General features: G+C 43.5%; 17 protein-coding genes. 4 read left to right on the top strand and 13 right to left on the bottom strand.

The features are described from left to right. Positions 1-64: 64 nt before the first annotated feature. A complete protein-coding gene (locus tag N7E81_RS06180) occupies positions 65-829 on the top strand; it encodes a hypothetical protein (RefSeq protein ID WP_263052413.1) in 765 nt (254 codons plus the stop codon). Positions 830-906: 77 nt separating this feature from the next. On the opposite strand, the gene N7E81_RS06175 is transcribed toward N7E81_RS06180, so the two are convergent. The 4 genes from N7E81_RS06175 to N7E81_RS06160 form a co-directional block, all read right to left on the bottom strand. After that, positions 907-2,280 carry an exonuclease domain-containing protein gene (locus N7E81_RS06175; protein WP_263052412.1) on the bottom strand — a complete coding sequence of 458 codons (1,374 nt, stop codon included), beginning with the start codon at positions 2,278-2,280 and terminating at the stop codon, positions 907-909. Positions 2,281-2,519: 239 nt separating this feature from the next. Then, a complete protein-coding gene (locus N7E81_RS06170; protein WP_263052411.1) occupies positions 2,520-4,307 on the bottom strand; it encodes a BspA family leucine-rich repeat surface protein in 1,788 nt (595 codons plus the stop codon). Positions 4,308-4,660: 353 nt separating this feature from the next. Next, a complete protein-coding gene (locus tag N7E81_RS06165; protein ID WP_263052410.1) occupies positions 4,661-5,854 on the bottom strand; it encodes a class I SAM-dependent methyltransferase in 1,194 nt (397 codons plus the stop codon). A gap of 91 nt (positions 5,855-5,945) precedes the next feature. Then, positions 5,946-6,938: an aspartate-semialdehyde dehydrogenase gene (locus N7E81_RS06160; protein WP_263052409.1), complete on the bottom strand. Its 993-nt coding sequence runs from the start codon at positions 6,936-6,938 to the stop codon at positions 5,946-5,948. A gap of 322 nt (positions 6,939-7,260) precedes the next feature. Here N7E81_RS06160 and N7E81_RS06155 point away from each other — a divergent pair, with 322 nt between their 5' ends. Then, positions 7,261-12,582 carry a lamin tail domain-containing protein gene (locus tag N7E81_RS06155; RefSeq protein ID WP_263052408.1) on the top strand — a complete coding sequence of 1,774 codons (5,322 nt, stop codon included), beginning with the start codon at positions 7,261-7,263 and terminating at the stop codon, positions 12,580-12,582. Between the two features lie 359 nt (positions 12,583-12,941). On the opposite strand, the gene N7E81_RS06150 is transcribed toward N7E81_RS06155, so the two are convergent. From N7E81_RS06150 to proS, 4 genes are all read right to left on the bottom strand, one after another. Beyond that, positions 12,942-13,712: a carboxypeptidase-like regulatory domain-containing protein gene (locus tag N7E81_RS06150; protein ID WP_263052407.1), complete on the bottom strand. Its 771-nt coding sequence runs from the start codon at positions 13,710-13,712 to the stop codon at positions 12,942-12,944. An 85-nt stretch (positions 13,713-13,797) separates the two neighbouring features. Beyond that, positions 13,798-14,790 (bottom strand): flotillin-like protein FloA, encoded by a 993-nt coding sequence (gene floA, locus N7E81_RS06145; RefSeq protein ID WP_317624066.1) that lies wholly within the window; start codon positions 14,788-14,790, stop codon positions 13,798-13,800. Positions 14,791-14,797: 7 nt separating this feature from the next. Next, positions 14,798-15,268 carry an NfeD family protein gene (locus N7E81_RS06140; protein ID WP_263052405.1) on the bottom strand — a complete coding sequence of 157 codons (471 nt, stop codon included), beginning with the start codon at positions 15,266-15,268 and terminating at the stop codon, positions 14,798-14,800. 69 nt (positions 15,269-15,337) lie between these two features. Next, complete coding sequence (gene proS, locus N7E81_RS06135) at positions 15,338-16,822, bottom strand: proline--tRNA ligase (protein WP_263052404.1); 1,485 nt, start codon at positions 16,820-16,822, stop codon at positions 15,338-15,340. Between the two features lie 128 nt (positions 16,823-16,950). Between proS and N7E81_RS06130 the strand changes: the two genes are divergently transcribed. Together N7E81_RS06130 and N7E81_RS06125 are read left to right on the top strand one after the other, a co-directional pair. Then, positions 16,951-18,327, top strand: coding sequence for a hypothetical protein (locus N7E81_RS06130; protein WP_263052403.1), 1,377 nt, complete (start codon positions 16,951-16,953; stop codon positions 18,325-18,327). A gap of 30 nt (positions 18,328-18,357) precedes the next feature. Next, complete coding sequence (locus N7E81_RS06125) at positions 18,358-19,932, top strand: hypothetical protein (protein WP_263052402.1); 1,575 nt, start codon at positions 18,358-18,360, stop codon at positions 19,930-19,932. On the opposite strand, the gene N7E81_RS06120 is transcribed toward N7E81_RS06125, so the two are convergent. The 5 genes from N7E81_RS06120 to N7E81_RS06100 are packed head-to-tail and all read right to left on the bottom strand — an operon-like array spanning position 19,929 to position 24,421. Then, positions 19,929-20,438 carry a shikimate kinase gene (locus N7E81_RS06120; protein ID WP_263052401.1) on the bottom strand — a complete coding sequence of 170 codons (510 nt, stop codon included), beginning with the start codon at positions 20,436-20,438 and terminating at the stop codon, positions 19,929-19,931. The genes N7E81_RS06125 and N7E81_RS06120 overlap by 4 nt on opposite strands. Beyond that, a complete protein-coding gene (locus N7E81_RS06115; protein WP_263053065.1) occupies positions 20,435-22,213 on the bottom strand; it encodes an ABC transporter ATP-binding protein in 1,779 nt (592 codons plus the stop codon). Before N7E81_RS06115 ends, N7E81_RS06120 begins: the two co-directional genes overlap by 4 nt. A gap of 17 nt (positions 22,214-22,230) precedes the next feature. Next, a complete protein-coding gene (gene truA / locus N7E81_RS06110) occupies positions 22,231-22,974 on the bottom strand; it encodes a tRNA pseudouridine(38-40) synthase TruA (RefSeq protein WP_263052400.1) in 744 nt (247 codons plus the stop codon). A 7-nt stretch (positions 22,975-22,981) separates the two neighbouring features. Then, a complete protein-coding gene (gene kbl / locus N7E81_RS06105) occupies positions 22,982-24,169 on the bottom strand; it encodes a glycine C-acetyltransferase (RefSeq protein ID WP_263052399.1) in 1,188 nt (395 codons plus the stop codon). A 6-nt stretch (positions 24,170-24,175) separates the two neighbouring features. Beyond that, a complete protein-coding gene (locus tag N7E81_RS06100) occupies positions 24,176-24,421 on the bottom strand; it encodes a hypothetical protein (RefSeq protein WP_263052398.1) in 246 nt (81 codons plus the stop codon). Between the last annotated feature and the right edge of the window lie 96 nt (positions 24,422-24,517).

Raw genomic sequence — 24,517 nt, 5'->3', positions numbered from 1 at the left:
GTGGTCTGATCTTTGCAAAAAATCAGATATTTTCATTTACTTAGCCACATATCAAATAAAAGCTATGCGTACTATTTTCTTATCAGCTGCTCTATCCCTAATATTCACTTTGGCCCATGGACAAGATCAGTGGCTCGTGACTGCCCAAATGGACACCATCCGTGGCAAAATATTTTTAGATCATGGAGGACAGTACAGGGTGGATGAAGTCCGAACGAAAATAGGCAAAGAAAAAAATAGCTATAAATGCTACCAAGTACGATTGGTACATTTAGCCAAAGACGAAGAGTTTGAAGTATTGAAAATAGACGAACGCTATCAGTTTGTAAAGGTCGTTTTCAAAAGCAAATACTTCTCTGAATATCTCTATGTAGACAATAGCAACAGTGGTTCAAATTATTCGCTAAGGCTATTGGTCAACTGGCAAGGAGAGCAGTTCAAATTTAGCAACCTAGTGTCCAAAAAACGATTGGGTGAGTACTTCTCCGACTGTCCTGCTGTGAGTGATCAGATAGAATCTGGCGAACTCAAAAAGACGGAATTAAAAAAAATATTCGAAGTCTTCGATACCTGTATAGACGACCAGCAAAAAAACAGTCCTAAAATATCAAAGCCTGTAGAAGTAATGCCTTCGGCCAATATGGAGTCTTTCATCTCCGACGTAAAAGCCAAAGATCTCTACAGCGACGACCTCGCCATGATGATCAAAGACATTACACAAAAGCTAGCCACGCAGCAAACCATTCCTAAATACCTACAGCAAGCAGTAATAGAACAACTGGGGGGAGATGAAAGGCTTCAAGCACAGTTTCTAAAATTGGTAGAATAGGCATAAGCTCCTAAAAGCTGCATGGATAGACGGCTACTATTCAGTGCTAATTGTTGCTGATTTCAACCTCTACAGGGTCATCTCGACGCATTATGTTCTCTTTGTTTTTTTAAATAACCCAATATAATCTTCGAAGCATCTGAGTCATTATCCTTTTTTTCGATACAATTTTCATACCCTTCGTAGCCCGTATTTTGATCTGAGCTCGACACATAGCCATAACCTTGGTACTCGCCTTGTTTAATCTGTACAATACCAATTTCGTCGGCGGTACGGCCAGGTTCTTCAATATAGAAATCTTCCCTTTTGAGTATCAGATCGTCGATCAGTTCTTCTACTCTGACGTTATAATCTACCACTGATTCTCTGTCTGCACACACGCCATTACACTTCTTGATTTTGGAAGCGAAGCAACTGTCTTGGGTCTTTTCTAATCCACAGTATTTGGGACAGAGCCGATAAGACGCTACGGCCTGCTCTAGAAACTTGGTGGCTCGTGCCAGTCCCACAAAAGTATTTAACGCTAGACTGCCCGCCTGAAGTTTGGCCACGCTAAGCTGGAGTACACCCTTCTGGTTTTCATAGGCGTACAAGCCATATGTCGCTTTGGTTTGCTTTAGAGCACGGTTAAATTTGGGTTGGTGTTTTTTGATCTCATCAGACTCCATCAATAGTGCGATAAGTTCGCTACCTGTCAGTACATAGCGTATATCAGCTGTGGCTTCAAACAAGCTCTTTTCTTTTCGGCTTTTGTCGTTGAAATGCGACAACATACGTTGGCGGATATTTTTGGCCTTACCTATATACACTAAGGTTTGAGAAGCGTCATAAATGTAATAGACACCTGTGGCTTGGGGCAGACTGCGATAGGTGTCTCGGTCGAGCTGCGGTGGAATTTTAGGTATGTTGGCCACACTTTCTAAACTCAGGTCTTCCATGCCCAGATCCTCCGCTTTGCCAAACATAATCTCCAGCAATTTCACCGTGGCTTCGGCATCTCCAAAAGCGCGATGGCGGCCATGGATAGAAATCCCTAGATCGGTGCATAACTTGCCCAGACTATAGGAGCCATGGCCGGGCAGGAGCTTTCTGGCCAGCTTGACGGTACAGAGCTGCTTTCGCTCAAATGTTCCACCCAGACTAGCAAACTCACCTCGAAGCACGCCATAATCGAACGCCACATTGTGGGCAACAAAAATGCGCCCTTCGGTCATTTTATACACCTTTTTTGCAATTTCAAAAAACTTGGGTGAGTGCATCACCATCTCGTCGTGAATGCCCGTAAGCTGCGTGATGGAGTAGGGGATGGAGGTCTCAGGGTTGACCAAAGTTTGATATTCGTCAATTACTTTTTTGCCATCGTGAATGATGATGGCGATCTCTGTAACTTTCTGTCCTGCACCACTCCTACCAGTGGTTTCTATATCTATGATGGCATATTCCTGAGGCATATGCGCCAAAGATATAGATGCTTTTCAAAAACTCACCAAGGGATTAATAATGACCTTACCACAAGTATCAAAAGGTTTCTCTTTTCTATTCCGCCAAGGAAGCCTGTCTACACCTTGCCACAGACCAACGCCGCCAAACGTCCGTCCATTAGCGGATAAAGGCTCATGGTACAAAACAAGAAAGCAGTCGAAACTGCCCCCTTGTTTTTATTGTTATTATGTAGCGAAGTAGGCTCCTGTTATCTTTTGAGTAGCTTGGTATAGCGTACCTGCTGGCCAAAACGGATCATCACCGTATAGATCCCTGCTTCGAGCGAGCCAATGTAGTAAGATGTCTGTGGCGACTCAAACCTACTAAGGACTTTGCCATTCATATCTACGAGCGTGAGCTCATCGGCTGGGAGCCCCGACAACTGAAAACTGTTTGTCGCAGGATTGGGGTAGATGGCGCTTGCGGTCTGATCTGGCGCTACACTTGTCACACTGCCCACGCAAGGGGCAATCACCACTTTCTGAGTTTGTGTGGCACTTTCGTCTGACTCACTGGTATAAGTCCATGTCACGGTCGTGGTCTCGGTGATGGGCAATGTAGCATCGTGAACACCTGTAATCTCACCACCACACCCACTGGTAGCAGTCGGCAGGACCAAGGATGCGACTGAACACACTCCCGACACATCAGCCAGTTCATGGGTATCGGGGACTACATAGTCTCCTATCCATACGATCTGTGTCTGTACCGACTCCTTTCCTTTGGCTGATGTAAACACCCATTGTATCGTGTTTTCTCCCAGAGTGGTGATCGGGAATGTAGTGGTGGTCTGACCGGTAATGGTTCCATTATCGGCGGTAGGGGCTGTAAGCTCAGCCATTTCATCACATGCCACCAACTCTGGCAGGGCAGCTAAATCTGCTGCAGGTGGACAAGCCTTCTCGTCCCCAGCAATCGACCAACCATATTCATCGATCAATCGTGTCCTAGCAGCCTCTCCCTGACAATAAGTTGAACTGACTGTGCCTAAATCGATATAGGTAGGCACCTTAGTTTCCCCCTCGTCTAGCGTACTCCAGCCTTCGAGCAGCTTATCATAGTTAGTCATAGACAAACTAGCATTATAAAACATTTTCCATAGGTTATTAACAGCACTCAAATCCCAACTACTCAAATCACCATTGAATGAAGATGCCTTAGAAAACATTTCACCCATGCTAGTCACTTTACTCACATCCCAATTATTCAAATCACTATTGAATGAAGTAGCGTTATAAAACATAAAATCCATTTTAGTCACACTACTCACATCCCAGCTACTCACATCACCATTGAATGAAGTAGCGTTATAAAACATATAAATCATAGTAGTCACACTACTTACATCCCAGCTACTCACATCACTTTTGAATGAAGATGCGTCAACAAACATATGACCCATATCCGTCACACTACTCACGTCCCAAGTGTTCAAATCACTGTTGAACGAAGTGCCCGCAAACATCCCTGACATATCAGTCACACCGCTCACGTCCCAGTTACTCAGATCACCGTTGAATTTAGTAGAATAGCCAAACATACTCCCCAGGTCAGTAACATTCGACAAGTCAGGTGCATCGGTGGCCGCATATATTAGGTTGGTACATGAAAAAAAAGCTTGGTACATGTTTTCCCATTTTATGTCCCCCCATTGGTCTATGGATTGAATTTGTTCGCCAACAGCCTTACACCTAATCCTTGGGAAAGTTCCAGTGATCGAGATTTGATAATCTCCTGCTACGCTATAGGTATGGGAAGCTGGCCCGGTATAGACATTAGTATCTGTACTACCATCGCCCCAGTCTACGCTATAACTAAAGGCCACATCATTTTCGTCTACGGTCCCATCATTATTAGTGTCTTCGAGGGCGGGTATGGTAAAGGACTCATTGTCTCCGGTGGTTCGCCAGGTGGTAACAAAAGCCGAAGGATCCAGCTGCGCCTGGGCAGTATGTAGCATGAGCCATGCACTCATGGCGAGTAATAGGTTTTTCATAGTTGATTTTAAAAGATTACAAAGTACTTATTTCAATTAAAAAGAAAATCTTGGTTCCCTCACCTCACATGCAAAACAAAAAGCACAGGCTAGAGGAATTAGAAGGCATATAAACTTAATTATTTCATATTTTATCCAAAAAAAATCATACCCATCCATTATCACAAGCAAACAAGCGTATAAATTTCTAGAGGCTAGTAGACAGACGCATAATATGGATATTGGTGCATTTGTACATGGGGAGATAAGATTGGATGTAGTGATTATGCTAAGAAGGAAAAGTAAAGCGAATGTTTACAATGAAGATGAAGCCTCATTGATCCAAAGATACGGGAATAAAAAAGCTATAGAGTCTACACCTTGCCACAGACCAACGCCGCCAAACGCCCGTCCATCAACGTAGTGGCAAACACATACACCTCACCACCTTCTTTGATACCCGTTTTGTTTCGAATTTCTTTGACGGACATGGGGTAGTTTCTTGCCGCTATGTTGGCTTTGCCTTGCGGCAAAAAGGGCTTTAGTTTCTTCTTGTTGACCACAGTCTGCGCCTGTATGCGAAATACACGACCCGGGAAATCTTCCACTAACTCTGTCGAGGTATATAGATGCGAATTGCGCTGCAGCTTGCTTACGCCAAAGGCCCTGGCGACGGCATTGAAGCCGCCAGCTTTCATGATCGATGCGTTGGGTTCGTAAAGGTAAGTCAGTGGCTCACTAAATGTGGGCTGCTCTTGCTCGTCGCTTGCGTCAAACACGAACTGCATTGGGCCTTCTGTAGCGAAGTTGACCGTGATGCGCTTGGCCTCACCGCTATGACTAGGCACAATACGAAACAGCAATTCCTTACACTCATTCCTGACCGACACCACATGCACTTCTTCGACATGAGGCAGGGCATCCAATGCCTGACGAATATCTAGCATCGGCGACATTTTGATCAATATTTCAGCTTTTCGCTGGAGCAAAATGGGAATGATCAAACGCAAATCTGGTGTGCAGTCGCCGATCTCAAACACCTTTTGGTTGGACTCATCTCGACGAGCCGGATCGATGAAATACAAATCGGCGGGCTGCTGATCAGCGGCCAGATAGTCCTCAGCCGTGGTGTTGAAAAACGACACCTGATCGCACCCCAATTGTTCATAATTGTACTTGACCAGCGCAACCAGCTCCTCGGAGCGCTCAATGTAGTGTGCTTCGGCAAAATGCTGCGATAGGTAATATAGGTCTATGCCAAATCCGCCTGTTAGATCCGTCACCGTCTTGCCACTCACCAAAGTAGCCTTGTACTTGGCGGTGTCTTCCGACGAGCACTGCTCCATCGATACGCCGTGAGGAAACAGGATACCCTCCTGTGCAAACCACTCGGGCAACTTCTTTTCGGCCTTTTTTCTGGATTGGATTTGAGCGGCTATTTCCCGAATGGGCAAATCTGGATATCGCCGCGCCTGTAGTACCAGCGCCACTGGATCTTCGCTCAGATGTGTCTGAATGAAAGTGCGCGCCTCTGGCGTGCGGAGGATATCTATGAGTGATTGGGACATAAAAAAACTGGCTCAAATGTAAAACATTCGAGCCAGCCTTTATCTGTGTGCGAATGGCATTTCGCACGAATAACTAAAATAGGTTTCTTCCTTAGAGTACCAAGTTGTGTTCGGTCACATACTGAGCGATTTGTACCGCATTGGTAGCCGCACCCTTTCTCAAGTTGTCCGCCACGATCCAGAGGTTCAATGCGTTCTCTTTAGACTCGTCTTTTCTGATTCTGCCTACAAACACTTCGTCCTTTTTATGTGCAGTCAATGGCATAGGATACACATTATTAGCCACATCATCCTGAATCACTAAGCCTGGCACTTTAGACAGTATTTCTTTGACTTCGTCCAAATCATAGGCATTGTCAAATTCTATGTTGACTGCCTCTGAGTGACCGCCCATGGTAGGGATACGAACGCAAGTAGCAGATACTTTCACGTTTTCGTCACCCAATATTTTCACTGTTTCATTGGTCATTTTCATTTCCTCTTTGGTATATCCATTGTCTTGGAATACATCGATGTGAGGCAATACATTCATGTCAATTTTGTGCGGATACACCATCGTAGGAGTCTCGCCGTTTCGCTCAGCCATCATCTGATCTACTGCGCCTTTGCCCGATCCCGTCACCGACTGGTAGGTAGACACAATCACACGGTTGATACCATATCGCTCATGCAATGGACCTAATACCAATACCATTTGGATAGTAGAGCAGTTAGGGTTAGCGATAATTCTATCGTCTATCATGATCGCAGATCCGTTGATCTCTGGTACGATTAGTTTTTTGCTAGGATCCATTCTCCAAGCTGAAGAGTTGTCGATTACGATCGTACCTACTTCAGCAAACTTAGGTGCCCACTCTAGTGAAGTACCTCCTCCTGCTGAGAAAATAGCGATGTCTGGCTTAGCCGCTACGGCATCCTCCAAACCAATAACGGTATATGACTTGCCTTGGTATTCTACCACCTTACCCGCAGATCGGGCAGAGGCTACCAACAACAATTCGTCAAACTGAAAATTTCTTTCTTTGAGGACTTCTAGGATTTCCGATCCTACCAAGCCCGTGGCTCCTACTACTGCTAACTTCACTTTTTGTACTTTTAATGAGGCTTCAAAATTACATTAATTCCATGGACATCTCGAAGGCTGAAATACCAAAATTCTTAATTATTGTTAATGAATTGATATTAATGTTAAATTATTAACCAATAAAAATTCGCATTATGAATTTCTAACAAATTTCTGAAAAGCTAAATTGAGAATAAAGGAAATAATTGGACAAAACCCATCACATTTCTCTGTCTTAGAAAGAAGGTTCTCAAGAAATAATAATACGATAATCCAAACACCAGCTCGAAGGCAGCGCTGGTTGGGTAATAATCAGTATTTTAGACATTGAAATTTGACTACTATGAGATATTTGTTTGCACTCATCACACTCTTTCTGTTTCAGGTGGCTACTGCCCAAGTCTCTGATGATTTTACGGATGGCGATTTTACCGCTAATCCTGCTTGGACAGGAGATATTGCAGACTTCAATGCTTCAAGCTTTCAGTTGCGCTTAGATGCTGCGGCCGCAGGTAGCTCCTACTTATCTACATCACAAACGGAGCTAGGGGAGACTACTTGGGAGTTTTTAGTTGACTTCGCATTTAATGTTACCACTTCCAATCATGCTTTTTTCTATCTAGTATCTGACCAATCTGATTTATCTGGCTCGCTAAATGGATACTACGTGTCTTTAGGAAGTACGGGTGATAAAATCAGTTTAAACAAACAAACAGGCAACACCAAATCAGTCATCATAGACGGTTCGGCAGCATTGGCTGGAGATCCAGTACAGATTAGGGTTCGGATTACTAGAGATGCCTCTGCAAACTGGTCTCTTTACTCAGACACAAGCGGAGGCAGTAGCTTTACACTCGAAGGCGCTATAGCGGATAATGACCATACAGCTACTTCACATACTGGCATAAGGTGTGTGTATACCGATACTAGAAAGGATAAAATCTACTTCGACGACATCTCCATCTCTACCGCAGCGGCAGGATTTGGTATCTCCTCGCTCACCAAAGAAGGTACTAACGGCATTCGTCTAAAATTCAATCAAAATGTAGACGAAACCACCGCCCAAACGCTGAGCAACTACACACTCGACTATGACTTTGGCAATCCCCAATCTGCCCAAAGAGACGCTACCCACTTAGACGAAGTGCTGTTGACTTTTGCAGATGGTTTTGTGAACAACAACTACACACTCCATATCGATCAAGTAAAAAATGAAGCCCAAGACGAAACCATTGACGATGAAGAGCGAACGCTTAATGTGCCTCTACAAACTCCTTTTAGAACCATCGTAATTAATGAAATCATGGCTGACCCCAACCCGACCGTGGTCCTACCAGATGCAGAATATTTAGAACTGTATAACACCACTGGGCAAGCCATCAACATAGGCAACTTCGAAATCGATGGACGAACATTAGGTGACTTTACGCTTGGCGCCTATGAATATGTGACACTTACCGCTTCCGCCAATGCAGGAGATTTTTCAGGAAATGTATTGGGGCTGAGTGGGCTCTCTCTCAGCAACTCAGGGGAATCCCTTGAGCTTACCGACAACTTAGGCAATTTAGTAGATAGCGTATCCTACACAGACAGCTGGTATCAGGATTCGGACAAATCCAGTGGGGGCTACTCCCTAGAGCAAATCAACCCTATGCTAGCCTGTAGCTACCAAAGCAACTGGATCGTTTCGTCGAGTGTAGATGGCGGCACGCCTGGCACACAAAATGCCGTGTATGACAACAGCCCAGACCTCACTGCACCCAACCTCATCGATTTTATCGCCACAGATGCCAATACCTTCAAGCTCACGTTCGACGAGCCCATGGATGAAACTTCACTCACCAACGGCACTTATTCGTTCGACAACGGCCTCTCCGAAAACGGCATTAGCCCGATAGGCCCAGGCTTCTTATCCACTACTGTGGGTGTGACGCCAGCCCTCGCCAATGGGGTAATCTATACCGTAACGGCCACAGGAGTAACCGACTGCGCAGGCAACGCCATACACGCCAATAGTTTATCATTTGCCTACGACACCAATCCACCTGTATTAGACAGAATTTTGGTGAAAACCGCCAACACGATAGAAGTCATCTTCAATGAAGATTTGAATGAATCTACTGCCGAAACAGAATCCAATTATTCATCAGATCACGGTGGGCCTCATCCCACCCAAGCCATACGCAACGACACAGACCCGTCTATTGTCAGCCTTACGTTTGCAGATGATTTTGTGCTAAATGTAGAAAACACCCTCACCATCAGCCTACTCGAAGACCTCCAAGGCAACGCACTTGCAACTCCGATCATGGCACCCTTTACCCTATCTCAGCAAATAGATACCGTGCACGTCATGGGCATCAACCTACTCGACATCTATTTCAAACAAAACCTTGAGCCCATTAGTGCCAGCACTGCAGCCAATTACTTTGTCAACGACGGTGTGGATCATCCTGTCACTGCCTTTTTGGACGGCTCCAATTCGAGGTTGGTTCATTTGGCTTTCGCCAATAATTTTGATGACAATCAAGAACTGATACTGTCAGTAGCCAATGTTCAGAATACCACTCTCGATTTTTTGACCACACCCGATATTACTTTTGAGTATGATACGTCGCCTCCCAAGCTAGATGTGCTGACCGTAACATCTGCCTCCTCTCTCGAAATCATTTTTACCGAAAAGGTGGGGAAGCAATCTGCTGAATCAAAAGAAAACTATGAGTACGAGGATATATTTCCCTCCAAAGCCACACTGGCGGCAGATCAGAAAACGGTTACCCTGCAATTTGCTCAAGACTTTGAGCGAGAAGTCGAATTTGATTTGTATATCGACGAGGTCAAAGATTTGTATGCCAACGAGATTAGAACCAGAATTAGAGAAACATTTGTCTACGACATATTTGCGCCTGAACTAGACAGCGTGATTGTCCAATCTGCAGATCGGATTATACTTTGGTTTAACGAAAGTGTAGATCAAACCTCTGCTGAAAATGCGGCTAATTACACCGTAAACGGGGCATTGCCTACTTCGGCAACCTTGAACTTAGAGTATCCGCATCTTGTCTATCTCCACCTGTCATCTAGCTTACCAGAAGTGGCTAATATTCCCCTTCGTATTTCTAACATCAGTGATGTCCGAAGCAATACACTCTCATCGGCAATCGACACCAATTTTGATTATAACGTATTTTATGTCTCGACAATAAACCCGCTCAGTGCACAGAGTCTTCAAATAGAATTTAATAAGACGCCTAATGTCACTTCAAAAGATGTACTGGCCAACTACACACTCAATGGCAAACCCGCCAGTTCCATTACATTTAGTACCCCAAGAGTCACTACTGTGACCTTTGATATTGGCTTTGAAGACGAGACCACTTATACACTAAAAGTGGTGAATGTGAATGATGTCAACTTAAATGCCTTATCTGTAACCGACTACTCTTTTGACTTTGATAGCCGAGTATCTGTTGGCTCTGTAGTAGGAGATCGTTCTGTGGCTATTGCCTTTGATGTGGCGCTAGATCAGGGACAAACACTCCTACTTTCCAACTTCAGCTCCAATCCCTCGCTGGGCAACTGTCTAGCTGCTGTCGTAGATGCCGACGACCCTGAGACTTTGAGGCTTACCTTTGAGCAAGCATTGGCTGCCGACGTAGCTCATACCATTTCTTGGAAAGATCTCAGCAATGTATTCGGTCATCGCTTGCCTGATTATTTCACTACAGTGACCAACGACCAAACAGCTCCAGCGGTATCAGACTACCTCATCGTAAATACCAATTCCATCTGGCTACAATACTCGGAACCCTTAAATGAAAATTCTGCAGAATTTTTGAGTAACTACCGAGTAATACCCAATATAGGCGAACCCATCGACGCCAAGTACACACTAGCCGACTCATCGGTATTATTAGCATTTAATAGTGAATTTCAAGAAGGAGAAGACTATAACCTTTCTCTAGAAAACATAGAAGATCTATCGGACAATGCACTCACTAGTCACATAATACCTTTCACATTTACGGCGCCTAATGTGCCCGACTTTGGAGATTTGATCATTACCGAAATCATGGCAGATCCTACACCAGAAGTAGGGCTCACAGATGCCGAATATTTAGAAATATTTAATACCACAGATCAATCCATTTCTTTGATTGGCCTGAGCCTCGTAGATGAAGGCGGTAGCACCACGCTCCTATCGGGAGAAGTGCCTAGTGGTGGATACATGGTACTTACCTCCACTTCTAATGCGAGTGATTTTCCTGGCGTTTCTGTCATGGGAGTTACCAGTTTTCCCTCGTTCAACAATACAGGAGAAACCATCTCTATCTATGCTGATTCCAAACAAATTTTCAGTACTTCGTACAACACCAGCTGGTACAAGGACAGTGAAAAAGAAGACGGTGGGTGGTCACTAGAGATGATAGACACAAGCAACCCATGTGGCGAAAAGAGCAACTGGATCGCCTCCTCAAATATCAAAGGAGGTACGCCTGGCCTAGCCAATTCGGTACAGGCATCTAACCCCGACAACTTCGGACCTCAGCTACTCAGTGCCCTTGCGGCAGATGCCCAAACACTGGAGCTGACCCTGAATGAAAAACTAAATCCAGCATCATTTGCCCATACAAGCCTGACCATTGCGCCGGCACGAACCATCGCAGATCTGACTCTCCTAGATCCACAAAATGCTCAAATAGAAGTAAAACTCGCTGAAGCATTAAGTGGGGGCGAATCTTACAAAGTCACACTTTCAAATGTGGCAGACTGCAATCTCAATATCATCCAGAGCGATCATAATACCGCCTCTCTGAGACTACCCGAAGCAGCCGAGGCAAATGACATTGTGATCAACGAGGTGTTATTTAACCCGAGATCTGGCGGAGTGGATTTTGTCGAAATTTACAATAATTCTGACAAAGCTATTAATCTAAAAAACTGGGGTCTAGGTGATAAAACAAGTGACCTAAAACTAATCAGCACGGATCACCTCGTCATCAACCCCGCGGAATATCTAGCGCTCACACCAGAGCCAGATATTCTCATCATTGAATATCCTAAAGGGGATGCTGAGCGTATGATTGCTATGGGGAGCTTTCCTAATTTTGCAGACACTGGCGACTCCGTAATTCTGGTCAACGATGACCTTTTGATTATTGATCAAATGGAATACCAAGACGATTACCATTTCAATCTGCTCGACGACGACGAAGGCGTATCTCTTGAGCGCGTTTCCTTCGAGGCGGAGAGTTTTAATCCTGACAGCTGGAAATCTGCCGCCAGTACGGCAGGCTATGCCACTCCTGGTGTTGTCAATTCTCAATTTCAAGCTCACATACAGTCGTCCGCTACGGTCTCCATCGACCCGAAGGTTTTTGTACCAGACAACACTGGGATGAATGACTACACCACCATCAGCTACCAGCTAGATCAGTCTGGATACTTCGCCAATGTACATATCTACTCTACGGCGGGGTATATTGTTAAAACCCTTGCGGAGGGAGAGCTGCTCTCAATTTCTGGCTTTTATACTTGGGACGGCACTACCGATAACGGCAGACTAGCTACGGTGGGTTACTACTTGGTAGTATTCGAAACCTTCGACGGAGACGGTAATAAATCCATCCAAAAAGAGACGGTAGTATTAGGTGCTCGGTTTTAGGATTTTAATATTAAAAAATTTCATTTATAAGAGAATCCCCTAGTAGTCAATTAAGTTATTACTCTATTTCAACTTTACCACATTTAAAGCAAATTTGCTATTCACAAGATCAGTAACACTCACCAGCTATGAGTATTTCGCAATCTTTAGTATCAAAAGGAATTAAATTACTCTTCAGCAGCGAAGAGAATGTTTGGTACGCCGTCATTGGAGAGCGAAAAAAATATCTTGGCAATGATCAAGCATGTCAGCAGTTTTTGAAAAATCTCAAAAACTAACCGCTAACAATGTTGATCATTAAAAAAAGCACAAACATCGAGTTTTGTGCTTTTTGCTTTTATTGGGGACAATATGAAAGACTACTCCTCTGCTCCTTCCTCTTCCAGATGTGTTTGATATCTTTTGACTGCCTGAGGCAGGATTTTGATCAGCTCGTACATAGAACATGAGGACACGTACCGAACCGAAAGACCTGTATACTGCATAAAATCTCTATAATAGTAATCGTCAAAATATTCTTCAATGTGATTGAAAGCATTGTCTAGGTTTTCTTTGGCTTTGTTGTACACCTCATCTTCAGTTTGCTTTTCTTTCATGTATAGGTGATGCTTTTTTTCTTCTTTGTACTTCCTGCTAAAAGCACGGTACATAGCCGTCATTGGGCTCGCTACAGCAGCCATTCCCATATGATAGTTTTTTTCTGCTAGCTGAGTAGAATATTTGACACCTGGAACGTGGTACACTTGCCTTTCGGGCTGTTTGATGATGGTGTTCGCTTGATAGTCTGAGGCAATTTCCACACTTTCTAGTATGATCGTACTACGGTGCATCGCCAAGATGACTTTCTGTACCTCTTCTACACTGGTGATGACTAATGAAAGGGAATCATAGCCGACCAATGAAAAATGAAGTGTATCTAGATGCTGTACTTCAAATTCGAACCGCCCTTCAATAGTCGTGGTAGTCCCTACGTGTTCTTCTAAATAGACATGAACATTTTCTAATTCTTCGAGGCTCATTCCGTCCAATACCTGACCGTGAATAGTCACTTTTTGAGCCCAACTGACTGTGCTTATCCCTATGACCAACAGCCCCAAAAGCAGAAAATTGGGCACAAAAAAAACGGGCATCCTCGATATCCATGACTTTATCTGCATTATAACACTAATGCCATGGAGGTACCAGAAGATGCCCGTCAACTTATTTTTTTAACACTTATTTGGAAGGCTTCTTGCTAGCCGATCCTGAGCTTTTAGGTTTAGAAATAGACTCTCTCATTTCCGTATCGGCTTTGATATTGTCCATTTTGTAATAATCCATGATTCCTAAATTACCATCGATGAAGGCTTGTGCCATGGCCTTTGGTATCTCTGCTTCCGCTTCGATTACTTTGGCTTTAGCTTCTTGTGCCTTGGCTTTCATCTCTTGCTCTACGGCTACCGCCATGGCTCTACGTTCTTCTGCTTTAGCTTCGGCTACTTTCAAATCTGCCGCCGCTTGATCTATTTGTAAGTCCGCACCAATGTTTTTACCTACATCTACGTCTGCAATATCGATCGACAAGATTTCGAAAGCTGTACCTGCGTCCAAACCTCTAGTAAGTACTAATTTCGAGATTTTATCTGGGTTTTCTAGTACTTCTTTGTGGGTCACTGCCGAACCGATAGAGGTCACAATACCTTCTCCCACTCTAGCCAAAATAGTATCTTCCCCTGCTCCACCTACAAGTTGTGCCAAGTTGGCTCTCACGGTGACTCTAGCTACTGCGATCAGCTGAATACCGTCCGAAGCTACTGCAGCCACTCTTGGTGTAGTGATTACTTTAGGGTTTACCGAAATCTGAACGGCTTCGAATACATCTCTACCTGCCAAATCGATAGCTGCTGCTTGGTTGAATTCCAAAGCAATATTTGCTTTATCTGCAGAAATCAAAGCTTTAATTACACTAGGCACATTTCCGCCAGCCAAATAGTGCGTTTCCAATTCATTGGAAGTCACAGAGAGACCTGCTTTAGTGGCAGTAATCAAAGAATTAACCACCAATGAAGGCGGTACTTTTCTGATTCGCATAAAAACCAGCTCTGCCAGCCCTACACGCACATTAGAAAATACTGCTGTGATCCAGAGGTTGACTGGAACAAAATACAGAAAGGTGAAAAATAAGATTATGGCTCCAAAAAGCGCAAAAATCATCATCATACTACTCATCAAGGTATTAGTTTATTGGTTCAACAAATATTTTATTTCGCTCTACTTTGATAATTCTAACAGTTTTGTTTTCCTCTACAAAATTTCCAAGCGAAGTCACTTCGTATGTTTTATTGTCAAATTCGGCTTTGCCTATTGGTTTCAATGAAGAGATAGAAAAGCCTTCTTTCCCTATTTCCAATCCTGACGTCAGCCCTTCGTTTACGGGCGTCTTCATTACACTCTTATTCGAAAATTTGTTCCAAGCACCAGATTTAAAACTGAAAATGGTAACTACAAGTCCCAAAACCATAGACCCTGCCAATACCCAGTGCCCCGTTTCGCTACCATACAATTCATAACTTCTATACACTCCATAAAGACCTATCAAAAGGCCTAAAACACCTACCACCGTAGTGCCTGGCACAAAAATGATCTCCACGATAATCAGTGCAATACCTGAAAGGATTATAAACGCTATAAGAAAGTAGTCCAGCAATTTGGGTGGTTTAATATGAGAATTCTAATATACGAAATAGGGTTGGGTATTTCCCCAACCCTATGGTTATTAATATGCTTTTGCAAATACTACTCGACCTTTAGACGGTTTGCCCGAATAGACACATTTACCTTCTTTTTCCTTCTGATCAATGGGAATACAACGAATCGTCGCTTTTGTTTCGTTCTTGATCTTCTCCTCTGTTTCGGCAGTGCCATCCCAATGTGCATATACAAATCCACCTTCTTCGCTGTTGATGATCTTTTTGAACTCATCGTATGTATCTACTTCAAACGACCGCGAAGTTCTATAATCCAAAGCCTTTTTGTAAATCGTTTCTTGGATGTTATCAAGCAATTCAGATATGCTTTGCGCAAAACTATCATCCAATGGCATCACGTTCTTTTCAAGCAAATCTCTACGTGCCACCTCCACTGTATTGTTTTCCAAATCTTTTGGTCCGATCGCAATTCTCACAGGCGTTCCTTTGAGTTCGTACTCTGCAAATTTCCATCCTGGCTTGTGTGTCTTGCGATTATCAAACTTCACACTGATGCCAATTCTTTTCAAATCTTCTTTTATTTTCAAAGCTACTTCAGCTATTTCGGCTAGCTGCTCGTCGCTTTTGAAAATAGGTACAATCACCACCTGAAAGGGTGCCAATTTAGGAGGCAACACCAATCCTTGATCGTCAGAATGTGCCATAATAAGTGCTCCCATCAATCGTGTACTCACCCCCCAAGACGTACCCCATACATATTCCATGGCTCCGCCTTCTGCATTTGCAAATTTCACATCAAATGCTTTCGCAAAATTCTGCCCTAAGAAGTGAGACGTCCCTGCTTGCAAAGCCTTGCCATCTTGCATCAAAGCTTCGATACAATACGTGTCTTCTGCACCTGCAAACCTCTCGCTCTCCGTTTTCACACCGCGAAGTACAGGTAAAGCGAGATAGTTTTCGGCAAAGTCCGCATAGACATTCATCATCTGTACAGTCTCGTCAATAGCCTCTTGCCTGGTAGCATGAGCGGTATGGCCTTCTTGCCATAGAAATTCTGCCGTTCTTAAAAACAAACGCGTTCTCATTTCCCAGCGCACTACATTGGCCCACTGATTGATCAGCAAAGGCAAATCTCTATAAGACTGAATCCAATTTTTATAAGAATTCCATATCACCGTCTCTGAAGTAGGTCTTACAATCAACTCTTCTTCTAGTTTGGCTTCGGGATCTACAACTACGCCTTTCCCGTTTTCATCGTTTTTCAAACGATAATGAGTAACTACCGCACATTCTTTAGCAAAACCTTCTACGTGAGCAGCTTCTTTGCTCAAGTAAGATTTAGGTATAAACAGAGGGAAATAGGCATTGGAATGACCCGTGTCTTTAAACATCTCGTCCAAGGTGGCTTGCATCTTTTCCCATATGGCATAGCCATATGGTTTGATGACCATACAACCACGTACTGCTGAGTTTTCAGCAAGATCTGCCCTTTTCACTAATTCATTATACCACAAAGAATAATCTTCGCTCCGCTTTGGTAATCCTTTACTCATCTTGATTCGTTAATTTTGGTATGGATATTGCTTTTTTACAAGCCAAGTCCAGAAAAAATTGGACACAAATATAATAGGTTGTCCAGTAATAAAAATCAATGTCATCCCATTTAAACTAGGAGGTCGTCATGATACACAGATACTACAAATTCGCTGCCCTTTCTGCCTTAGTTATTCTTCTAAGCATGTCCCATGCTGCATGGGCACAAGAAGAATATGACGATATGTACTTCTCGAAAAACGACCGTGAAAAAATCAAATACGCAGACAACGAATCTTTTGCTCCTACTGACGCAGGTACAGCCTACCAATCCTATTCGAATAACACCTACAATAATGCCTCATATTCTGCCAAAGAAGTAAACCCAGAATATATAGAAAAGTATAAGCAACAAGCACGTGAATCTTCTAATGGAGCTGACTATTCTAGCCAGACTGAAGCAGTAACAAATACAAATGATCAAAACCAAACTTACAGCAGTCAGGACTATTATGTAGAAGGAGAAGGTGTTCCACAGTATGACGATCAGGCCTTCTACAACGACCCCAAATACAACAGACAAAATGAATCTACTGTAGTCAACAACTACTATGGCGGAGGGTATGGAAACCCTTACGGTGGTGGATACAACGCTTGGGGACCTAGCTACAACATGAGCTACAATAACTGGGGGGGGTGGTCCTATGGATTAAGCTTCGGCTACGGCTGGGGTGGAGGATATGGCGGCTACTATGACCCGTTCTATTGTCCCTATAGCTACAACAGCTACAGGTGGTACAGCCCATACTATGGCTATGATCGAGGGTTCTACAATGGATACCGATATGGCTACTATATGGCTAGTGGAGGGGATGGTAATTATGCCAAAAACGTAACCCGTGGCGCACGCTACAGCAGAGGCTCTAACATTGCACCAAGCGAAAACATTTCTAGGATGACGGCTACCAGACCTACTCGATCTACCAGCTCGGCTACGGCAGTCAGTGGTACAGCCCGTGTAGCATCAAGTACTAGTGGTAGTAGCCGAACACGTACGTCCTCTTCTACGACAAGAGCACCTCAAAACCAAACCAACACACAAAACGAATACCTAAGAAAGGCCAATGTAAGTACATCTAGATCTAGGCTGGCAGATGTATCTAGTAGAACGACTTCAAGAAACACCGTTCCGTCTAGCAACAGTTATATCAGCAACACTAGGTCTTCCTCTACTGCCTCCAATAGTCGAAGCTCTTATCAATCCAACACAACAAGTACTTCATCCAGAAGCTCTGCAGTAAGAAGCAACAGCTCTTCTTCTAGCAATTCCAGAAGATACAGTTCAGGGACTTCTTCTTCAAACACCAACAGAAGCTCTTATTCCAACAGTCGTACATCTACCCCTTCGAGGTCATACGCTTCGCCATCTAGATCTAGCAATATCAGAAGCAGCTCCCCGAGTCGATCATCCAGTACTCCAAGCAGGTCTTCTGGGTCTAGTAGGTCATCGTCAAGAGGTCGATAAATATAGGCTCACTCAAAATAATTAACACCTATGAAAAGACTGACTTTATTAGTTTTTACAATCGTGGTATGTGCCTCGGGCTCTGTGGCTCAAATCGGATACTACAACGACGCCCTGAAGTACAGCCGTACTAGCGCTATAGGCTCAGCTCGGACTCAGGCTATCGGAGGAGCTCAGGCTGCTTTGGGAGGAGATATCAATTCAGCCTATGCCAACCCCGCAGGATTAGGATTCAATAGAAGTTCAGTATTCACATTCACGCCTTCAATTAATTTTTACAACAGTGAAGCAGAATATTTCGGCGTAACGACAGACGACAGCAAAGCCAATTTCAATATTGCCAACATGGGTGTGATTTTTAGTTTTGCGGCAAGTGATATAGAAACCAGCAAATTCAAAGGAGGATCGTTTGCCATCACCATGACCCGAGAAAACAATTTTCATAGCAACATAACCTACGACGGTTACAACAATCAAGAACTAGGCAAAACCTCTATTGTAGATTCGTGGATAGACCAAGCATGGGGCACTCCTGTGGAACAACTCGGAGAACTTGGACTCCCTTATGATGCCTATTATCAATACTTGATCAGTGATTATTACGACCCTAGCAACCCTAAATTCACTAGATACGATAAATATATGGGTTTCAATCAGGATGGTTCCGTAAGAGAATTAGGCGACTATCCAAGACAGTACGAAACACTAAAAAACAAAGGCAGCCAATACTCTTGGGATTTCGCAGGAGGCGCCAACTACAACGACATCTTTTATTTTGGCGCCAGTCTCAACATTAACTCCATCAAATATTCCAATGAAAATACCTATTCCGAGTCAGAGTTTTTATACAACAATCAAAACGATGATGTGATCAACGAAGTGAGTACTCAAACTACACTTGATATTACAGGCACAGGAGTAGGAGGCACATTCGGAATAATAGCTCGGCCCGTCGACTTTTTCAGAATTGGTATATCGGCCACCACACCTACCTACTATTGGATGAACGAAGAAAGTTCCGAGGACCTATTCACGTCATACAACAACTGGGACTATTACAATCCCGCCGACTCCACAACCACAACCTTAGAAGACTTTTACGATCAGTATTTTACAGACTCCAAATACAGTATTACCACGCCCTTCAAACTGACTACTGGGGCTGCTATCTTTTTGGGTAAGTTAGGGTTTATCTCTGCAGATGTAGACTTTATCGACTACTCTACTGCCAAAATCAAATCCGATGATTTTGATGTCTCGGCCGACAACCACGCCATAGATTCTCTTTACCAAAGCACAATCAACTGGAGGGTAGGTAGTGAAATTCGCGTATCCAAATTTAGAATACGAGCAGGCTATAGCTATGATGGAGATCCGTTTGTCAAGAGCAGTATCGACAATAGTATTCGTAAAATCTCTGGAGGGGTTGGTTATCGAAACAAGGAATTTTTTATAGATCTTTCTGCAGTGCACGCTACGTGGACCACCTCCAGAAGCCCTTATACTATCTATTCATTTGAAGCGCCCACTCAAGACATTAGCCCAACGGCATTTATAAAAAATAAGAATTTAAATGTTTCGGTGACTTTCGGGGTCAATTTTTAAAGCGCCTCCAAGAACAGGATGATGTCTTCAAGATTCGAATTGGTAGTGAATGAGGCTTTCTTATAATGAGGAAGTCTCTTCGCGTATAAGGCCTGCATGTCGCTTGCAATAGTGCCGTCAGCCATTTGATTGACCAAAGGGCGAGTACTTTTGGCCTCTTTTACTCGCTCCACAATGGTATCTAACGGTGTATCCAAAAAAATAGAAACTCCCGCCTTATTCATTTGATCCATATTATCGAAGAAGCAAGGTGCCCCTCCACCTGTAGCTATCACTGACGGCTCATTGAGTTTGATGAGCATCAGCAATACACTCTGCTCCAACTCTCGAAAATAATTCTCACCCACTTGAGCAAAAATATCTGGAATCACCCAGCCAGCCATACGCTCAATTTCTACATCCAAGTCAAAGAAATTTCTATTGAGCTTTTCAGCCAATTTTTTACCAAAGGTGGATTTGCCCGACCCAGGCATGCCCACTAAAAATATTTTTGATGAATTACTCAAGCGCTCTTATTAGTGACTTCCTTGTATTGCATTTTATGAAGTTGTGCATAATAACCGTCTTTTGCAAGCAATTCGTCGTGCGAGCCAGTTTCTTTTATCTCCCCCCGCTCTAGCACCAATATCTTGTCAGCGTGCTGTATTGTAGATAATCGATGGGCAATCACAATAGACGTACGCCCCTTCATCATACGATCTATGGCCTGTTGAATCAACTCTTCGGTCTCTGTATCTACACTAGACGTAGCCTCATCGAGCACAATGATTTTAGGATTGTAAACCATAGCCCTCACAAAGGAAATCAACTGTCGCTGCCCTACAGACAAGGTTGCTCCTCGCTCCATCACATTATAATCCAAGCCTCCTGGCAACCGCTCGATAAACTCACGCGCACCTACTAGCTCCGCAGCATCCATCACTTGCTGTCGAGTGATGTCTACGTTACCCAACGTAATATTTTTTTCGATGGTATCGGAAAACAAAAACACATCCTGAAGCACCACTCCAATATTTTGACGCAAAGCACTCAACTCATAGTCATGAATATCATGATCGTCTACGGTTATACTGCCTTTATTGATATCATAAAATCGACTCAGTAGGTTGATTACCGAAGACTTGCCCGCACCAGTAGCTCCCACCAAGGCAATGGTCTGCCCTGCTGCTACTTCGAAATTGATGTTTTTTAGTACATAATCTTCATCATTATAGGCAAACCACACGTCTTTGAAAGACACATAGCCCTCGAGCTGGGCAGGGTTAAACGAACCTTCGTTGGAGATGTGCTCATCGTTTTCTAGTAAATCGATAAGTCGATTAGAACTCACAATGCCTAGTTGCAGGGTATTGAACTTGTCCGCAATCATCCTAATCGGACGAAAAAACATCTGAATATACATGATGAAGGCAATCAATACGCCAGGTTGATATTCGGCATCAATCATCTTTACCGCACCGTACCAAACTACTAGGCCAATACCAATAGCCTGAATAACTTCTGCGACAGGAAAGTATACGGAATAATACAAAACCGATTTAATGTTAGCCTTTCGGTGTTCTCGATTGATGGCTTTAAATTTTTCATGTTCTCGATCTTCACTATTGAAAATCTGTACGATACTCATCCCTGTGATATGCTCCTGTACAAAAGAATTGAGATTGGACACTGCCGTACGGACACTGTTAAAGGATACTTTAATTTTTTCTTTGAAAATATAAGTAGCGAATATGAGCACTGGCAATGTGGACAAACTCACCAACGTAAGCTTCCAATCAGTATAAAACATAAAAATTAGAATCACTACTAGCTGCAGCAAATCGCCTATCATCATAGCAATGCCTTGGCTAAACACATCGGCCAGCGTCTCAATATCCGAAATGTTGCGAGTGACTAATCGACCGATGGGCGTTTTGTCAAAAAACTTGAGTTTGAGTTTTTGAATATGCTCGTAAAGGCTCGTACGAATATCTCGAATGATATACTGCCCCAGCCAACTCGACAAGTAAGTATGGCCATACTGCACCACTGCTTGTGCCAGCAGCAACCCGATCAGTAAAATGATCATATGCACCAATCCGTCGAAATCGCCATTGGCCACGTCGTTGTCTATGGCGACTTGTATCAGATAGGGCCTAATGGGCACCAATATTGCCAATGCAAAGGTGAGCAATACCAATAACCAAAACTGCGTCATATACGGTTTGACGAATACGAAAATTCTTTTCAGAACTTTCATATCCAGTATTTTACCGTCGGGTTTTTCTTTTTCCAAACTAATCTAGCTGTGAATTGAAATTAAAGATAAATGTCTTTTGGGTAGATAATGTCGCGCAAATATAGACCATGCGCAGGAACAGATCGCCCTGCTTTTTTGCGATCTCGACTTTCTAATACAGCTTGAAAAGCTTCAACTGTCATTCGGCCCTGACCCACATCTAGCATGGTACCCACCAAGGCACGAACCATCCCTCTCAAAAATCTATTGGCACTTACGTGAAAATGAATCTCACCGTTATGTTTTTTCCAATAGGCATCAAATATTTCACAATTAAAATTATTGACCTCCGTCTTTACCTTACTCATGGCTTCAAAATCCTTCCAGGTTTTGATCAACTCACAGCAAGCATTCATTTGATCCAGATCAATGGCTTGATGAAACTGATAAGACTGTCCTTGCAAAAACGGATTTTTGTATTGGTGAATTTTATAAATATAGGCACGAGACACTGCCTCAAACCTCGCACTCACTCCTTCTTTTACTGGTTTGATTGTCCGTACGGCTATATCCTGTGGCAGCAGACTATTGAGTTTGGCGGCTAACTGGCCCACGACGATTTCGTTTGCATAGTCGAAATGAACCACCTGCATCATGGCATGGACGCCCGTATCCGTTCGTCCACTGCCTATTGTGGAAATCTCCGTTCGCAGTATCGTAGACAGTGCTTCGTTGAGCACACGTTGCACGGTGACTACATTGTTTTGGATTTGCCACCCGTGATAGTGCGTGCCGTCGTAAGCAAGATCAATGAAATACCTCATGCATTTATCAGATCACACCCAGTTCTTTACCTACTTTAGTAAAAGCTGAAATGGCTTTGTCCAGATGACGGCGATCGTGTACAGCCGACATTTGCACTCTAATTCGAGCCTGCCCCTTAGGCACTACAGGAAAATAGAACCCAATCACATAGATCCCCTCTTCGAGTAACCTAGCCGCAAATTGCTGCGACAGTACTGCATCATAAAGCATAATAGGCACAATCGGATGAAAGCCTGGCTTGATATCGAATCCTGCCTCCGTCATTTTTTCACGGAAGTAAAGCGTGTTTTCTTCGAGCTTATCTCTAAGCTCCGTGGTCTCGCTCAGCATATCGATCACCGCGATAGAGGCACCCACGATAGAAGGAGCCAATGTATTGGAAAACAAATAAGGTCTAGACTTCTGTCTAAGCATTTCTATAATTTCTTTTTTGCCAGAAGTAAACCCGCCAGAGGCTCCTCCCAGTGCTTTGCCCAAAGTGCCCGTAATAATGTCTACTCGATCCATCACACCACACAGTTCATGCACACCACGCCCTGTCTTGCCCATGAATCCTGTAGAATGACATTCGTCCGACATCACCAGTGCGTCGTACTTATCAGCGAGATCACATATTTTGTCCATTTGCGCTACGGTACCGTCCATAGAGAAAGCACCGTCTGTTACGATAATTTTGCATTTGGCATCTTTGGCCTCGATGAGTTTAGCCTCGAGATCTGCCATGTCGTTATTATTGTATCTGTAACGCTGAGCTTTGCACAACCTCACGCCATCGATGATTGAGGCATGATTCAGTGCATCTGAAATGATAGCATCTTCAGGCCCAAAGAGTGGTTCGAATACACCACCATTTGCATCGAATGCCGCCGCATATAAGATGGTGTCTTCTGTGCCTAAAAATTCAGATATTTTTTGTTCTAGCTCTTTGTGGATATCCTGCGTACCACAAATAAATCTCACCGATGACATACCAAACCCGTGTGTATCGATGGCCTTTTTAGCAGCCTCGACCACCTTAGGGTGAGAGGATAAGCCAAGGTAGTTATTGGCGCAAAAGTTGATCACTTCTTTGCCTTCACTGGTTTTGATATCGGCTCCTTGAGGAGTAGTAATGATCCGTTCCGTTTTAAAAAGGCCTGCTGCCTTAATTTCTTCCAACTGAATTTTCAGTTTGGCTTCTAATGACTTGTACATTGGAATTTATTTCATTTTGGGTTTAAACATCATTTTTGGTTTGGATGGCGCCTCTGTTGTTTCTTCTGACAGCATGTACTTTCTTCTGATCGGGTTAATCAAAAATAGTTTTTGGGCAGTAAAGCTGGCAGGATGAGATTGCAAAAAGGCTGCTTCCAATTTTTGGTAAGTATCGCCCTCTGCTTGCTTGAATTTGGCAGGGTCTATTTTCTTAGAAACTAAGTAAGTATTAAAGTCCATATCGTTTTCCATCACTCGGCAAATATACGGTTTGTTCGTAAAGCGAAGAAGTGAATATGGTGGTTGAAAAGACAATAGCTACCGTTGCCAGTAGCTACCTTTCCATAA

Origin of the sequence: Reichenbachiella carrageenanivorans (assembly GCF_025639805.1) — a bacterium.
GTDB classification, from domain to species: Bacteria; Bacteroidota; Bacteroidia; order Cytophagales; family Cyclobacteriaceae; genus Reichenbachiella; species Reichenbachiella carrageenanivorans.
Note: the sequence above shows the minus strand (reverse complement) of the source record. Positions and strands in the feature narration are given on the sequence as shown.